The sequence below is a fragment of the Butyrivibrio sp. INlla16 genome, assembly GCF_900104155.1.
Lineage (GTDB): Bacteria > Bacillota > Clostridia > Lachnospirales > Lachnospiraceae > Butyrivibrio.
The window spans coordinates 16,461-33,364 of the sequence record NZ_FMYB01000045.1 but is presented as its reverse complement, the minus strand read 5'-3'; the positions used below and the strand labels follow the sequence as shown (position 1 = coordinate 33,364).

At 41.6% G+C, this 16,904-nt stretch carries 15 protein-coding genes and 1 pseudogene; 15 read left to right on the top strand and 1 reads right to left on the bottom strand.

Going from position 1 to position 16,904, the window contains the following annotated elements; translation table 11 throughout:
• The coding region (locus tag BLR42_RS22415) for a transposase (protein ID WP_044912974.1) at nt 1-173 on the bottom strand (173 nt) is incomplete at its 3' end.
• 240 nt (nt 174-413) lie between these two features.
• Between BLR42_RS22415 and BLR42_RS17180 the strand changes: the two genes are divergently transcribed.
• The 15 genes and pseudogenes from BLR42_RS17180 to BLR42_RS23990 all read left to right on the top strand — a co-directional run bounded on the left by BLR42_RS17180 (nt 414) and on the right by BLR42_RS23990 (nt 16,891).
• Nucleotides 414-1,130, top strand: coding sequence for a CPBP family intramembrane glutamic endopeptidase (locus BLR42_RS17180; protein ID WP_091871744.1), 717 nt, complete (start codon nt 414-416; stop codon nt 1,128-1,130).
• The gene (locus BLR42_RS17175; RefSeq protein ID WP_091871730.1) at nt 1,120-1,959 is read left to right on the top strand and encodes a damage-control phosphatase ARMT1 family protein; all 840 of its coding nucleotides are present in this window, start codon (nt 1,120-1,122) and stop codon (nt 1,957-1,959) included. The genes BLR42_RS17180 and BLR42_RS17175 overlap by 11 nt, the downstream gene beginning before the upstream one ends.
• 46 nt (nt 1,960-2,005) lie before the next feature.
• Nucleotides 2,006-2,716: a response regulator transcription factor gene (locus tag BLR42_RS17170; protein ID WP_091871727.1), complete on the top strand. Its 711-nt coding sequence runs from the start codon at nt 2,006-2,008 to the stop codon at nt 2,714-2,716.
• A gap of 66 nt (nt 2,717-2,782) precedes the next feature.
• Nucleotides 2,783-3,814: a sensor histidine kinase gene (locus tag BLR42_RS17165; protein WP_091871714.1), complete on the top strand. Its 1,032-nt coding sequence runs from the start codon at nt 2,783-2,785 to the stop codon at nt 3,812-3,814.
• Between the two features lie 201 nt (nt 3,815-4,015).
• Nucleotides 4,016-4,711, top strand: a complete 696-nt coding sequence (locus BLR42_RS17160; protein ID WP_091871710.1) for an ABC transporter ATP-binding protein — start codon at nt 4,016-4,018, stop codon at nt 4,709-4,711.
• A complete protein-coding gene (locus tag BLR42_RS17155) occupies nt 4,708-7,287 on the top strand; it encodes an ABC transporter permease (protein WP_091871707.1) in 2,580 nt (859 codons plus the stop codon). Before BLR42_RS17160 ends, BLR42_RS17155 begins: the two co-directional genes overlap by 4 nt.
• Nucleotides 7,288-7,311: 24 nt before the next feature.
• Nucleotides 7,312-8,100, top strand: a complete 789-nt coding sequence (locus tag BLR42_RS17150; RefSeq protein ID WP_091871704.1) for a class I SAM-dependent methyltransferase — start codon at nt 7,312-7,314, stop codon at nt 8,098-8,100.
• A 119-nt stretch (nt 8,101-8,219) separates the two neighbouring features.
• Nucleotides 8,220-9,629 (top strand): MATE family efflux transporter, encoded by a 1,410-nt coding sequence (locus tag BLR42_RS17145; RefSeq protein ID WP_091871701.1) that lies wholly within the window; start codon nt 8,220-8,222, stop codon nt 9,627-9,629.
• Nucleotides 9,630-9,714: 85 nt separating this feature from the next.
• On the top strand, nt 9,715-10,191 hold the full coding sequence (locus BLR42_RS17140; RefSeq protein ID WP_091871766.1) for a GNAT family N-acetyltransferase: 477 nt from the start codon (nt 9,715-9,717) through the stop codon (nt 10,189-10,191).
• Nucleotides 10,192-10,210: 19 nt separating this feature from the next.
• Complete coding sequence (locus BLR42_RS17135) at nt 10,211-11,413, top strand: hypothetical protein (protein WP_091871699.1); 1,203 nt, start codon at nt 10,211-10,213, stop codon at nt 11,411-11,413.
• Between the two features lie 13 nt (nt 11,414-11,426).
• Nucleotides 11,427-12,764, top strand: coding sequence for a serine hydrolase domain-containing protein (locus BLR42_RS17130; RefSeq protein ID WP_091871697.1), 1,338 nt, complete (start codon nt 11,427-11,429; stop codon nt 12,762-12,764).
• Nucleotides 12,765-12,785: 21 nt separating this feature from the next.
• Entirely contained in the window at nt 12,786-12,932 is a 147-nt protein-coding gene (locus tag BLR42_RS23345; protein ID WP_207648566.1) for a hypothetical protein, read from the top strand.
• 152 nt (nt 12,933-13,084) lie between these two features.
• The gene (locus tag BLR42_RS17125; RefSeq protein ID WP_242879403.1) at nt 13,085-13,501 is read left to right on the top strand and encodes an MFS transporter; all 417 of its coding nucleotides are present in this window, start codon (nt 13,085-13,087) and stop codon (nt 13,499-13,501) included.
• Between the two features lie 54 nt (nt 13,502-13,555).
• Nucleotides 13,556-15,988, top strand: coding sequence for a glycoside hydrolase family 3 protein (locus BLR42_RS17120; protein ID WP_091871687.1), 2,433 nt, complete (start codon nt 13,556-13,558; stop codon nt 15,986-15,988).
• Between the two features lie 9 nt (nt 15,989-15,997).
• Nucleotides 15,998-16,891, top strand: a pseudogene (locus BLR42_RS23990) (alpha-L-rhamnosidase N-terminal domain-containing protein).
• The last annotated feature ends 13 nt before the right edge of the window (nt 16,892-16,904 follow it).

Below are 16,904 nucleotides of genomic sequence, written 5' to 3'. Positions count from 1 at the left end.
CGGCTTGAAGAATCATTGGTGTGAAATATGCTGTCAATCAGCTTGTCAAAGTGCAGTTTGCTGATGAATTCCTTTATTAGGAGAAGACCAGCATCGGAGGATAAATCACCTCCGTCAAAATTTAATTTAAAACGCTTATTGCTTTCTAAGGTTGTGTAATCTAAACTAGACATATGAAGCCTCTTTTTTGTTATGGTTTTTGATTCGACACCTAAAATTGTAACAGAATCGGGGCTTTATTAATACCCCTAAGGCTTCACTTATTGGGTGAAAGCAATATGCAGTTTAAATGCAGTAACTATGCGGCTTTGTAATTAAGCCGTGAATAATTCAGGTATAATAATAGTTATAACAAAGGCTGTTTAGCCGGTGAGGCAAAAACGGGACAGCTATTTGATTGAAAAGGAGTAGCAATGAGAAAATTTTATGAGAAGAATAGGGTATGGTTTGCTGTATTGTGGATTGTTCTGTACTGCGTAGTTATGACCAATCTAAAAGGGAATTTCGGCTATCAGAGCATAGCAATGCTTCTTGGCATAAATGCCTTTGCAGTGGGAATTACTCTTTTTGTAAAGATGAATCACCTTGAAAAAGAGTGTGGAATAGCCTCATTGCCAAGAGACATCGGAAGATTTCTGTTCTTTATCCCTATGTGGATACTGGCAACCGGTAATCTATGGGATGGCTTTGCACTTTCCTACCGCGGAATAGAGATGGTTTGCGCAGTACTGTCCATGATATTAGTTGGATTCGTGGAAGAGATGATATTTAGAGGATTTCTTTTTAAAGCAATGCTGTCAGAGGAAAGGACATCCGTTGCTATAATTGTTTCTGCACTGACATTTGGTATGGGGCACATAATTAACCTATTTGCAGGACAGACAAGCTTTGAAACTATCCTGCAGGTGATCTTTGCTATTGCCTGGGGATTTATTCTTACGTTTGTTTTTTACAAGAGCGGAAGTCTCTGGCCGTGCATAATAGCTCATTCAATGATAGATGCTTTTTCATTGTTTGGAGCAGACAACGCACTTGTGGATCAGATTTATATTGTAACTACCATTGTTGTTGCGGTAGTCTATTGCATATATCTTGCAAGGATTAAAGTGGAGACCAATAATGAAATTTAGTGATAGCTGTGCTAAGTGCATGTATGACAGGCAGATGGCCAAAACGGACAATATGGATTATCTGTCAGAAGTGAAGGCTATTCTTGATAACAGGGCGGACGATGTGACGAGCCCTCAGCTGGTGGCAGAGTTTAACAAGATACATGAAAAGTATTTAGGACCGCTTCCCGATTATAGAGAGGAAAAGAAAAAGTATAATGACCTGGTGCTTTCCATGGAAGCGGATTTGCGAAAAGAAATAGATGAGAGTGAGGATCCTCTGGCTACAGCTATAGTAATGGCGAGGATCGGTAATTACATTGATTTTGCAGCGCTGGACGTAGTTGATACTGATACATTTCTTGGACTTTTCGAAGACAAGAAGATGCGGGATGATGAAAAGAATACGTATGAATCTTTTTGCGAACAGTGTTCCAAGGCAGAGTCATTTTTGCTTCTGACGGATAACTGCGGCGAGATTGTTCTGGATAAGCTTTTAGTGGAGCAGCTGAAGAAATGCTATCCGCAACTGAATATAACAGTTATGGTCAGGGGCAGCGATGTTTCTAATGATGCTACTCTGGATGATGCAAGATACGTAGGCATCGACAAGATGGCCAAAGTCATAGGAAATGGAGACAAGATAGCAGGGACTGCATATTCCATGCTATCAGAAGAGGCGAAGAAAGCAGTCGATACTGCAGATGTTATTTTTTCAAAGGGACAGGCAAATTATGAATCCTTCGCCGGGGAAGGCAGACATGCCTTTTATACATTTCTGTGTAAGTGCAATCTTTTTATAAATAGGTTTAACGTTCCGAAGCTGACGGGGATGTTTGTTGAAGAATGAATAATAAATAATAATGCTTCGGGAGTAAACAAAGGAGTATATGAGAATGAAGCTGTTTTTGTTGGAAGATGATGATGCCATAGGAATGGGGCTAAAGTATTCCCTGGAAAAAGAGGGCTATGAAGTTATCCATGTGAGAACTAAGGCAGATGCGCTAAAAACATGGAAAACAAACAATTTTGATATGTGCATTTTGGATATCAATCTTCCGGATGGAAATGGCTATGATGTCTGCAAATATATCAAAGAAAAGGAAGATACACCGGTAATCTTTTTGACAGCAAGTGATGCTGAAGTAAACGTTGTCATGGGCCTGGAGATGGGGGCAGATGATTATGTGTGTAAGCCCTTCAGGATTAATGAGCTTATGGCCAGAATCAGGACTGTCCTTAGAAGGAGCGGAAAAAGTGCGGCATCTTCCGGCTCTGAGGAGAACGGAATTCTTGAGATAAAAAATGTTCGAATTCATACAAATGAAGCCAAGGTTGGTGTGCTTGATGAGTCTTCAGGAAAAGAGGAAACGGTCGAGCTTACAGCTTTGGAATACAGGCTTCTTCTTGCTTTCTGCAACAACAGAGGAAATGTAATGTCCAGAAGCCAGCTCCTTGAGGATATGTGGGATGTGAGCGGAGATTTTGTAAATGACAATACACTTACTGTTTATATAAAAAGACTAAGAGATAAGATTGAAAATGATCCGACAAATCCTCAGGTTATAAAAACAGTCAGGGGACTAGGATATATTGTGGAGAAGTAGGAAAAGAAGTGCATTTTAGACATTTAACAAAAAAGTAACTGGAATAGATGGACTGGGGATTGTGGAATGTTAAAAAACAAAGATTTTAAAATTTTGATAATTGCAGCAGCTGTATTTACAGTTGCTGCTTCCGTATGCGGATATGTGATTTGTGGCATAGCCGCATTTATTTTATTGATGTTATTGGGATTTGGATTACTATGCGTTTTTGCCATTTTGACCAAGCGCAGATACGACGATATAGATGCTCTTAATTTATATCTTGTAAAAGTGCTTGCAGGAGATGAAGCTCCGGGCATACTAGATCAGGAAGAGGGTGAATTGTCTCTTCTTAAGACGAACATCTATAAAGCCACCTCAACCTTGAATTATCAGAAAGAACTTTTATCAAAAGATAAGGTGGCTCTGGCGGGTGCAATAGCAGATATCAGTCATCAGCTTAAGACTCCGCTGACATCCATGATTGTCATGAATGATCTTCTTAAGACAGAGGAGGATAAGGAAAAGCGAGTGCAGTTTTTACAGACACAGTCAAACCAACTGGATAGAATGAACTGGCTTATTCAAACCCTTCTGAAGTTGTCCAAGATTGATGCCGGCACAATCACCATGAAGCCGGAAGAAGTAACAGCGGAGGCGCTGATTCAGGAAGTGATAAAGCCTTTTGAGATTCAGATGGAACTTAAGAATATTAGCTATTCATGCAAATATTCAGCTGATTCAAGATATGATAACGCACCTGCAAACGGCATTGATATTAAGTGTGATATAAATTGGACAGTAGAAGCTCTTCAGAATATTGTGAAAAACTGCATTGAACATATGGATGACGGAGACGCACTTTCAATAAATGTAAATGACACAAATATTTACAAGGAAATATCCATTGAAGATTCAGGCTGTGGAATAGCAGAAGAGGACCTTACTCATATTTTTGAAAGATTCTATAAAGGAAAAAATGCAGGAAAAGACAGTGTAGGTATAGGCCTTGCTCTAGCCAAAACTATTATTACCGGTCAGCACGGAGATATCATAGTGGAGAGTACTGAAGGTGTTGGAACAAGATTCTCTGTGAGATTCTATAAGACGATTATTTAAGAGACAAGACTCGGAATATTACAAAACTGTAATCAAAAAGTCACTTGATTGTAAGTTGAAAATAATAACCTATTCTCATGAGCAGAGTACTTAGCGAAGTATTTTTGAGCTTAGTACGAGCCACGGGTGACCACTTGACGAGGTACTGTCGAGTCTAGTGGGGCATCCCGGAACAAATGAATGAGAAGGGAGACAAAAGAAATGAACATTTTGGAAATCAGAAACCTTTGCAAAGTATATGGAACAGGAGAGACAAGAGTTGATGCGCTTAAGAACGTCTCTTTTGATATAGAACAGGGAGAGTTTGTAGCAATAGTGGGACCTTCCGGTTCAGGTAAATCAACGCTGCTTCATATCCTTGGCGGAGTAGACGTTCCTACATCGGGAACCTGTAATATCGCAGGAACAGATATTGGAAAGCTTGATGAGACCAAGCTGGCAATTTTTAGAAGAAGGAACATCGGACTTATCTATCAGTTTTACAATCTTATCCCAATCCTGAATGTGGAAGAAAATATGACGCTTCCGATTTTGCTGGATGGGAAAAAGCCGGATAAGAAGCTGCTTAATGACCTTGTAGAGAAGCTTGGATTAAAAGAGAGATTATCACATCTTCCCAATCAGCTCTCCGGAGGTCAGCAGCAGAGAGTATCTATAGGAAGGGCACTAATGAATCATCCGGCTCTGCTTCTTGCAGATGAGCCTACAGGTAACCTCGATTCTGAGAACAGTAAGGAAATCATAGCTCTTCTACGTAAGTTCAATAAGGAAAACAATCAGACGGTTATCATTATTACTCATGATGAAAGGATCGCTCTTTCTGCAGACAGAGTAATTACAATTGAGGATGGACAGATCACCCGCGACAGTAAGCAGAAAGGGGTGATGGCATCATGAATATTGTATCAACACTCACATTAAGACATCTTATTGGAAACAAAAAGAGATCAATAGTAACGATACTTGGCATAGCCGCATCCACAGCTCTTATAAGCGCTATCGTACTGGGCGTATTTTCTTTCTTTAAGTTTTTTGGATTTATATCCATACAGTCGGATGGAAATGCACATGCCCAGTTCAGTGAGATCACGCAGCAGCAATTCAATGAGCTTAAAGAGGACGACAGAATTGATAGCGTAGGACTCTGCGATATAGAGGAAACAGTATCCGGAATAAGGTTACTAAGTGGTAAGGATGAGCGCTTCTGCGTAGGAAATACCATGCATGCAGATCATGACTATATGACAATGAGAGTGGTAACTGACTACGATGGTGAACTTCCAAATACCTCTTCAGAGATAGCAGTTGAAGAGCAGTTCCTGATCGACAATGGTCTGGAAGACCTGAAAATCGGTGATACCCTTACCTTTGAACAGGGCTACAGATATACATACAATGAACTGGAAGGATTCATATATCTTGGTGGAAATTACAGATCAGATGAACAGTTCAAAGCTCTTTCAACCGAGACCTGCACAGTGACTGCAATCCTTCATGGTAACAGACCTACCGGGAGCTGGGATATTCTCCGCGGATTGGACGAAGGCTATTTTCCTACAATAGAAAAGAATCAGGTGATCATCACGCTTAAAAACTGCGATCACACTGCACTGAAGCAATTAAAGAGCATCGCCTCAGATTATGAAATTGCAAAGTGCGACTATAATACAGAGTATCTCCTTAGCTGCTTTGCTTTTGAGGGAAGTGGCGGTGCATACAGATCATTTTTTGTAATGATGGCTGTTGCCCTTGCTATTGTTATTGCCACATCAGTTATCCTGATCTTCAACTCCATAGGCATGTCCCTCACAGAGAGAATGAGATACCTTGGGATGCTGGCCAGCGTTGGTGCTACAGCAAAGCAAAAGAGATTTTCGATATACTATGAGGGATTTGTTCTTGGAATGATCGGTATTCCTTTGGGACTACTGTTTGGCTATCTGGGAACAAAGATCACTCTGTCATTCCTTGGCAGCAAGATCCTTGAAGCAGATATGTTTGTAGGCGCAGAGGGACTTAGAGGAAGCATACCTATCGTGTGTTCACCTTCTGTAATCGCAGCCATCGTGTTTTTTGCAGCACTTACTATTCTTATTTCAACTTTTGTTCCGGCTATCAGAGCAGCCAAGGTTATGCCTATTGATGCGCTGAGGCAGAGCAATGTGGTAAAAGTAAAAGCAAAGAGCCTTCGTGTAAATCCTATTATCCGTAAAATCTTCGGATATGAAGGAGAGCTTGCTTATAAGAGCATAAAAAGAAATGGTGTGAAAGGAAAAGTCATTACCGCTACTATTGCAGTTTCAGTGATCCTGTTCCTCACAATAAACTATTTCTGCAATTCCATAGCAAGAGCCAATGATTATGAGATTAACATTCCATACCAGCTTGTAGCATCATGCTCTTATTCTGAAAGTGACAGACTAAGAAGTGCTATAAGCGAAATGGAAGACGTAGATGATGTTTACAGCGCCAGCATGATCCAGTTTAGGTTTAGAAAAGCTCCTGAGTCACAGATAGAACTGGCCAATACTGATATTGCTGATTCGAAGTTTCTTTTGCCCGGATTTGCAGATCTGTATTTTAGCGGAATGGATGTTGTCATAGTTGATGATGAAGACTTTAACAAGATCCTTGAAGACAATGGGCTGGACAAAAATGAATACTACGGTGATACTCTGAAGGGCGTTCTGCTTAACGATTATTTCAGGGAAAAGAAATCCAGTGAAGTCTTTAATGATGGAATCTTAGGACAGGTTCTGCACTACGACAAGGTACAGGGCTATCCACCTGCAATAGAGATTGCAGCTTTTGTAAGATATGATGAAAATAACAAGATCTTTGATCTGTCACCTAAGGGTAACATCGCTGCATTTGTACCTGTTTCCATGTATTATGAGAAGGCAAAAGAAGTACTGCCGGAAGATAAGCTCACTATGGATCTGGGGGTTGAAACAGCTGATCATGAAGTGGTTCATGACAGGATTTACGCACTTTTGGAAAGCGATGGATATCACAGCTATTACTGCGGAGACCTTACAGATGCAGTAAAGGCTATGGACACCATAACACTTATGCTTAAGACTGCTATGTATGGGTTCACAATTCTTCTTACACTGATCGCTATCGCAAATATTGTGAACACAATCTCAACAGGAGTGCTCCTTCGGAGAAAAGAGTTTGCAATGTACAAATCAGTAGGCCTTGAAAACAGCGGCTTTAAGAAAATGATAAGGCTTGAAACGCTTCTTTACGGAATTAAGGCACTTGTTTGGGGAATTAGTATATCTCTTTTGCTGAGCTACCTTATGTTTACAACTTTCGACACAAGGCTGCACACCTTCAATCCGGATCTTCTTATGTACGTTGTCACAACGATCGCTGTATTTGGTATTCTGGGACTCAGTATGGCTCTCAGTATCAGTAAGATCAAAGATGACAACATCATAGAAGCCCTTAAAGAGGATGCAGTATAAATAAAAAACGGAGGAACCAAAACCATGCAAATTTCAGACATTGATAACGGAAAAGCTTTCGACTGGGGAAATACATCAAAGGATTATGCAAAATACAGGGATATATATCCTAAAGAGTTTTATCAGCGAATTTTGGATCTGGGACTTTGCAAGGATGGACAAAAGGTTCTGGATATCGGAACCGGGACAGGGGTTCTTCCGCGGAATATGTATAAGTTTGGCGCCAAGTGGATCGGAACCGACATTTCAGAGAATCAGATAGAGCAGGCAAAGCTTCTTGCGGCCGAGCAGGGAATGAATATTGAGTTTTATGCCTGTCCTGCGGAAGAGGTTGATTATCCGGATAATACTTTTGATGTTATAACCATTTGCCAATGTATCTGGTATCTGGACGCAAAGGTGATATCCGGGAGATATGCGAGGATGCTGAAGCCCGGAGGGAAGCTGCTGATTCTGTATATGGGATGGCTTCCTTATGAGAATCCGATTGCCGGAAGGAGCGAGGAGATTATCTTAAAACACAATCCTAACTGGTCCTCCTACGGAGATACAGTTCATCCGGTTTATGTTCCGGAAGAACTGGCGGATTGTTTTGATATCATACTCCGTGAAGAGTTTCGGGTGAATGTACCATTCACCCGAGAGGGATGGCATGGTCGCATGCGCGCCTGCAGAGGAGTTGGAGCAGCAATGGATGAATCACAGCTCCGCGCATGGGATGAGGAGCATTTCCGGATGCTTAATGAAAACGCTCCGGAAGAATTCGATGTTAAACACTATGTCTCATTTGCGCAGTTGCAGGTAAGAAAATAAAACTGTTTTTGATTATCAAATAAGTGCAGAACAGCCCCAAATCAGTGTAATGATGGGGCTGTTTCTATTTTGGCTGTATATTTCCGGTATGAGATATTCATTTAAAGAGGTATAAGAAAATGAGGGAAAAGAATAAAGTATTTGGAAGTTTGAAATTCTATATAAGTGCTCTTGCTATAGCTGTGCCGATAATGCTTCAGCAGCTCATACAGAGCATGGTTTCACTGATAGATAATTTTATGGTTTCAGGACTTGGAGATATATCCATGTCAGGAGTTAACGTGGCAGGACAGGTGCTTTTTATTTTCATGGTATTTGTCAGCACAATTAGCATGGCAGGCGGCATTTTCCTGACTCAGTTCTTTGGTGCGAAGGACAAGTCCGGAATGCAACAGGCCTTTCTTTTTAAGGTGATAATCAGCTTCGCGGCAATGATTCCGTACTTTTTGGTTTGCCTGGTATATCCCAGAGAAATACTTTCTCTTATGTTAATTGGAAATACGCAGGCAGAGCTCATTCTTGATGAAGCTGTAAAGTACATCAGGATTATGTCACTTATCGGAGCTCCGATGACACTTTCGGTATGTATTGCAAGTTCACTTAGAGATATGGGAAAAGTGAAGACCCCACTTGTCGTGACCGTTATAGCAACGCTCACAAACACAGTGCTCAACTACCTGCTTATTTATGGCCACTTGGGATTTCCTGCACTTGGAGTAAGAGGAGCAGCTCTTGCCACAGTAATTGCAAGGACCCTGGAGTTTATAATTTTTGCTATTATATATTTTAAGGTCAGTCCGGAGTTTGCTGTTAATGTTGGCAGAGACTTTAGAATTGATGGTAGTATATTTAGAGATATATTTAAAAAGGGCGCTTTGATGCTGTTCTGCGAGATGACCTGGGTTCTTTCGGAGACCTTAACTACAGCTATCTACAATGGCAGGGGCGGCGCCGATGTGGTTTCCGGAATGGCTTCAAGCTTTGCAATAGGCAATCTTTTCTTTGTTGCATTTAGCGGAATATACTCAGCAACAAGTGTCATAATCGGCAAGACCCTGGGAGAGGGTAATCTTGATAAGGCTCGCAGGGAAAAGACATGGCTTTTGTCAGGTTCTGCTGTTTTTGGATTTGCCATGACTTTCGTGGGTTTTGCAACTACGTTTATTGTACCGATTGTTTATGTAAGACTTAGTCCCAACGCCATTACAATTTCCAGAAACATGGTAATACTTATGTCGTTCTTCATGCCTGTATGGGTATTCATTAACGCTCAGCAGGCAGTTGCAAGAGCAGGCGGCGATACAAAGATGGGCGCCTATGCAGATGCCGGAATAACGATAATGGTAATGCTGCCCATGCTGCTTTTGCTCGGCAGATACACTAATATCGGTCCCGTGCAGATGTATCTTTGTGTAAAAATCCTGGATATTGTAAAGATTGGAATATTCCATCTTTGGCTGAAAAAAGAGCGCTGGCTCAAAAATCTTACCGTGGAGCACTCTGATCTGGAACCGGCAAAAGCAGGGTGAATGAGATATGGTGCGTGATTCTTAATCCATTCGTATTTCAACTTATATATATATGTCTATGAGGATTGAAATGGAGGATAAACACATGTTAAGACTTAGACCATATAATAAAAATGATGCGGAAACAATTTTAAGTTGGACAAGTGATGAAGCTGCATTTTACAAGTGGACAGCAGGAGTACTTGGAAGCTTCCCTCTTACAGCGGAACAGTTTAATGAAGTAAGCAATCTGATGGCATTTACGGCAGTAGACGATGATGAGATAGTCGGTTTTTTCACAATGAGAAGGCCGAGTAAGTCTCATGATGAATTAAGGTTTGGTTTTGTAATTGTAAAACCTGAAATCAGAGGCAAAGGCTATGCCAAAAGGATGCTTCAGCTGGGGCTTGTTTTTTCAAAAGAAATATATGGTGCAAAAAAGGTGTCTTTGGGTGTATTTAAGAACAACGAGCCGGCATATTATTGTTACAAAGCAGTTGGATTTAAAGATCTTCCGGATACCGATACCTATGAGATAAACGGCGAAACCTGGGATTGCCTGGAACTGGAAATGAATTTTTAATAAGAGGAAAGACAGACTCATGGCAGATAGGAAATATTTATATACGGAAAGGGCGCACTATATGTGTCCGAATATGCATTTTGGCATCATGGCAGAGATTGGGGCGGGGTTTGATGCGAACAGGATCATCGAGGGTATAGGTGTTCTTAAATCAGCTCATCCGCTTATGACAAGTCTGATAGCAGAGGAGCAGGGAAGTTCCGTGATATATTATGAGGAGCATCCGGAACTTGAGATTCCGGTAACCATAAAAGAGGCAGGCGAGAACTGGCAGACCGATTATGATGCGGTATCTTCAGCCGGGTGGAACGTTAAAAAGGAGGCACTGCTCAAGGTCTTTGCTTATCCTTCTGAGAGCGGAGCGAGGGTTCTTTTTATAACTCATCATCTTCTTTGTGATGGAAGAGGCCTTCTCCAGTTGGTGCAGGAGTTTGCGGATTATTATTCGAACGGTGCTCGGCCGCAATACGCCTTCGAGAAGCTTATGGAAAGTCTTGATGATCTTCCAAGCGGCAGTGACCTTGGGCTTATCAGCAAGATGCTGATAGAGAATTCCAATAAAAAGTGGCGTAAAGAAGCTCATAAGGTTAGCTACGATGAGTACCTTAAGTTTGAGCGTGAATATGATTCAAAGCAGGATATAAAGCGCGAGATAAAGAATGTAGACGGAGAAGAGCTTGATACGCTCCTTGATTTATGCAGGGGAAATGGCGTATCGCTCAACGACTATCTTATCGCCAAGATGATGATCGATGAGGGTACAGATAAGGTGGTCATAGCTTCCGACATAAGGAACAAGATTAAAAACTATAAAGAAGGTGCTCTTGGAAATTATGCTACTGCATTTGGAGTGGTGGTTAAGAAGAGAAGTTCTGAGATCATGGAACTCGCCAAAGCCGTAGATCATGAAGTCAGGAGCATCATCAGTAAGCCCGATAGAGAGATGCTCGTTCTCTCGTGCTATTTCAATATGGATCCTGAGCTTCTCGATGCCATAGCTATATCGACTCTTGGAAGCTTTGATAGCAAAGCCGGCAGATTTGTCGGCAGCAAGATGTTCGGCTATGAAAAGCGTGACGGCCATTGCATCACGAACCTTGGCAGGGTAGAGAGCAGCGTAATAAGAGAGGGCGTATTCATTCCGCCGGCATCTCCGGCAAATAGAAAGGCGTGGGGCGTTCTAACGATAAACAAGAAGATGAGGATCTGTTCGATACATTAAATTGAGAGAATATATGAAAAGAATCAAAATAATACTCAGAAGAATACTTCTGATAATTATGTTAGCTACGACGGCTATCTTTTTAATTTTACATTACGATTCAAAAGAATATACCCAGCAAAATGAACAGGAATATATAAACAGAATTTGCAGTATGACACATAACAGGGCTGTTGCTGTAGGAATAATTGACGGCGATGAAGATGTATTTCTGGAACATTGTGACATTGATGGGAAAACTGTGGATGAGCATACGCTTTTTGAATTGGGGTCTACAACAAAAGCATTCACAGGACTTGGAATCCTTAATCTTGAGGAAGAAGGTTTGATTGATCCGGATTCGCCTGTCACAGACTATATAGACTGGTTCAGACCACAGTATAAAGGCTCCGATGCTGTAGTCACAGTCAGACATCTTATGGATCATTCAAGCGGGATTCCGGTGTGGACAATATCACTTATCCCGGAGGGCAGCGAAGGTGAGATAACCATAGAGGAGACAGTTAGAAAAATCGCTGATGTTAAACTTGCTCACGCACCCGGCGAAGTTCATGAATACGCAACAATCAATTATGATGTGCTTGCACTTATTATCGAGAAGGTTACTGGGCAAAAATATGAGGATTATATTACCGAGACTGTTCTTAAAGATGTAGGAATGAATGAGTCATTTTTCAGGATTACCGATTCTGACAGACAGCGTATCTTTGCTGGGCGTAAGGCAGGCTTTTTTAGAACATGGAAATATGATGCTCCAACTTATTATGGAAATACTGCAGCGGGTTACCTTGTGTCGGATACTACTGATCTGGTCAAATGGATGAGATATGTCAGGGGAAATATTGATTTTGGCTCTTTTCCGATAACAGACACGAACAATTACTATGCAGGCTGGAATCTATATCCGGAGACTGTACACCATGGGGAAAACAATCCTAATTTCAGTACGCAGGTCATTATTTCGAGAGAGCGTGATCTTGGGGTTTTTGTCTTATCTGCTTCTGCCGGTGATATCGCCACAAGAATAGCTGACGGCATTTTTGGGATGCACATGGGAATGAATGCAAAGATTGGACTTTGTGTGTCAGGTCACGAGCTTCAAGACTTCTTATTTGTAATGGGAATACTTTTGATTTTGTACATCGCGTTATTGCTGCAATATAAAAGAAAGAAATTATGCATATGCGGTGGATTATTTATTTTGACCTTGCTGATTTTGATTCCTATAATCTCGCATATTAGCTACAGGTTCATGTTTGTTTGGATGCCCTATAGTTTTGGATTGATGATCATTAGCATATTGGCATTTGCAGCCTGGCTCATTGGTTGTGGGCGTTGGAAACAAAAATGATAACATTCAAGGGAGATATACATGAAAAAAGCATTCAAGGTAATAGGTAAAAGCTATGGAAATAAAACAGCATCAACGGAAGATATTAACGAATATCTCAAATATGATGAGGTTATTGACTTTGATAAACCGGAGGTTAAGGCTCTTGCGGACACGCTTTTGTTCTGAAGATTGGTCACGGTATCTGTCATGCTAAGTCTCATTTGCTTGCCGCACTTCTTCGATGTAAAGGTGTTCCGGCAGGCTTTTGTTATCAGAAGCTCATCCTCGATGATGAGACTAATCCTGTATATATAAGTCACGGCTTGGTCGGAGTTTATTTGAACGAATTAAGACTCTTTAACCCAACTCATTTTGTTTATAACACCACTCTTTCATGCTTTGGAACTTTCGCAAACATTCCAATGATGTGCCTTATGGGAGTTATGTCCGCCATGGCGATAGATTATAATGAATATAAGTATGGCAGAAGAATGGTCGCTACAGCTCAGAGTGCATGCAGTTTTGGTAATAAAGTCGGCTCAGGTATCGGAGCTTCAATAATTGGATGGTGCCTTGGACTTGCAGCTTATGACGGGCTTGCAACTACTGTATCACCTGCTGTTATTCAGGCAATATATACATTCAGCATCTATATTCCTCTTATTCTGTTTATCATATTGTTTGCTTTTGCCATGCGGTTTGACCTGGAAAAAAGACTTCCGGAAATCCAGAAAGAGATAGCAAAGAGAAAGTAATAAAGTCAAAAGAAGGGAGCAGCTTCTGTTCCCTTTATTTACAAGGAGACCAATATGGAGAGGAAAGATACAGACAAATTATCATTTGTTCTTAGCAATGCAGCAGAGTGCACAGTTCTTCTTAAAAAGAGTGGACAGTTCCCTTTAGATAAACCCGGTAAGATTGCTGCTTACGGAGCCGGACTTCGCTATACGATAAAGGGCGGTACAGGTTCGGGAGAGGTTAATTCAAAAGAAACTTTCTCAATAGAGCAGGGACTTGAACGGGCAGGATTCATTATCGCTTCAAAGAGCTGGCTTGATGCCTATGATGAGGTAAGAAGGAAAGCCAAAAAGCAGTTTATTAAGGATCTTAAGGCGCAGGCAAAGGCAAAGCATGAGAATGCAATCATGTATTCCATGGGAAAGACCATGAAAGAGCCTGACCACAATCTTAAAATCACTAAGGTGTGCGATACAGCCATATATGTTGTCAGCAGAAATTCCGGAGAGGGAAGTGACCGAGAGGTTTTAGAGGGCGATGTAAAGCTGTCAAAGTCTGAAATCCGTGACATTCTTCTTCTCAATAAAATATACGATAGATTTATGCTTGTTTTAAATGTCGGAGGTGTAGTAGATCTTTCACCTGTGATGGAGGTAAAAGATATTCTTCTTTTATCCCAGCTTGGAACTGATTGCGGGGCAGTACTTGCGGATATTCTTCTGGGGAAACAGAATCCTTCAGGGAAGCTCTCAACCACCTGGGCGGAGATTAAAGAATATTCAGCGGAAGGAACCTTTGGCGACTGGAACGATAACCGCTACAAAGAGGGTATTTATGTAGGTTATCGCTACTTTGATACCTTTAAGAAGACAGCTCTGTTCCCCTTTGGATTTGGACTGTCTTATACAACATTTGAGACTAAGGTATCAGATGTAAAGGCTAATAAGGATACCTTAACTTGCGAGGTGCTTGTTAAGAATACAGGAAGCTGTTCAGGAAAAGAGGTTGTGCAGGTATATCTCTCAGTCCCTGAAGATAAGCTGGATCAGCCATACCAGCAGTTGGTTTGCTATGCCAAGACGCCTCTTCTAGAAAGAAACGCAGAGTGCAGGTTGGAGATGTCTTTCAGGCTTTCAGATTTTGTTTCCTATGACGAGGAATCTGAAAGTTATGTTCTTGAGAAGGGCAGATATGTAATTCGTGTAGGCAACAGCTCGGTGGATACAATAATTGCTGCAGTTGCTATTTTGGAAGAAACAGTTACAACTTTAAAGACCAGAAACTGTCTCGGAAAACCTGACTTTACAGACATAAAGTCTGAGCATTCAGAGCCTTTGCCAATTCCTGAAGGTATTGTAACCTTCACACTTACTGCAGATGACTTTGAGAAAAGAGAAGTCTTTTTTGACAACGAGGTTTCAGCAGATTCCAGGATAAAGAACCTGACTGATGAAGAGCTTTCTTACATGCAGATCGGAAACTTTGATCCCAATGCAAAAGGGCTCAGCATTATCGGTAATGCCGCGACACATCTTGCAGGCGCTGCGGGAGAAACAACTTCACAGCTTGTAAATAAAGGTATCAGACCTCTTATCATGGCTGATGGCCCTGCGGGAATCAGGATTTCACTAAAGTATTACGAAGAGGGCGAAAATCAGTATGATGCTGGAAATAAAGGTATGATGCCGGAGAGCATGCTTGAGATGATGGGACCCGTAACAGCTTTTATAGCTAAACTGATCGTTGGCGGAAAGAAGATTCCAAGGAATGCTGTGATCAAAGAGCATTCGGCAACCATGATTCCTATCGGCACAGCTATCGCTCAGAGCTTTAATACAGAACTGGCAGAAGCACTTGGAGATATTGTGGGAGAAGAGATGGAAAAGTTTGGAGTACATCTCTGGCTTGCCCCTGCTCTTAATATCCACAGAAGCATTCTCTGCGGAAGAAACTTTGAATACTATTCAGAAGATCCGCTTGTGTCGGGTGAAGTGGCAGCTGCTATCACCAGAGGCGTGCAAAAGCACAAGGGATGCGGCACTACAATAAAGCATTACGCTGCCAATAATGCAGAGACTAACCGCTACTGCAATAACTCTCAGGTAAGTGAAAGAGCTATGAGAGAGATATACCTTCGGGGCTTTGATATCTGCATCAGGAAGTCCCAGCCTAAGGCAGTCATGACCAGCTACAACTTGCTAAATGGCATACATACTTCCGAGCACAGAGGACTTATTGAGGATGTTCTTAGGGGTGAATTCGGCTTTAAGGGAATAGTGATGACAGACTGGGTAATGACAATTATGACCAGCTCTAAGTCGAAATACCGCAATGCTCTTTCAGATGAAGTTGCAAAGGCAGGCGGAGAACTGTTCATGCCGGGAACAAAAAAGGACTATGAGAGAGTCCTTAATGCACTTAAGAATGGAACACTTTCAAGGAAACAGCTTGAGATCAACGCAAGTAGGCTGATCAGAACTATCGATGAATTTTACGCAGATTGAAGGTAAGCTATGAAAGCAATCAGACTAAAGACAGAGTACTTAACAAATCCTATCGGAATAGATTACACAAGGCCAAGACTCAGCTGGGTCTGCGAAGGAGGCAAAAAGCAGACAGCATACAGGGTCATAGCAAAAGATGATGATGGAAATGCCATCTGGGACTCGGGGAAAACCGCTTCCTCCAAGATGCATCTTATCCCCTGGGGCGGAAAAGCCTTAAAGAGCAGACAGAGAGTAACCTGGAGCGTTGAGCTTTGGGATGAAAATGGCAATAAGGGAGAAGCAAGCGATGAAGCTACTTTTGAGCTGGGGCTTATAGATGAAAGCGACTGGAAGGCTTCATGGATAACAGGTAACTACTCTGTAAAAAGAAAAATGAGATACCCTGTAGACTGCTTCAGAACAAGCTTTACGGTTGGAGCGGATAAAGAGGTTATTAAGGCAAGAACCTACATGTCTGCCTGCGGTCTTTACGAAGGAAAGCTGAACGGAAAAAAGATTGGAAGCTTCTGCCTTGCTCCGGGACACACAGATTACAGAAAAAGAGTTCAGTATCAGACAGTAGATATCACCGACTAGGTAAAAGCGGGGAACAATGACCTTTTCTTTATGCTGGCAGACGGATGGTACAGAGGGTCTGTGGGAGCCTGGGGAATAAAGAACTTTTATGGAAATGAGACCAGACTCCTGGTTCAGATAGAGGTGTATTTTTCTGATGGCAGCAAAAAGGTCATCTGCTCAGGTGAAAACTTCGAATGGACTAATGACGGGCCAATAAGATTTGCTGACAACAAGGATGGCGAAATCTATGATGCATCAAAAGAAGATTTCAGTAAAGCAGTCTGGGGAAAGACAAAGATAACAAAGCATAACGTGATACCTACTGCAGACATTAGCCTGTAAATGCGAATGTTGC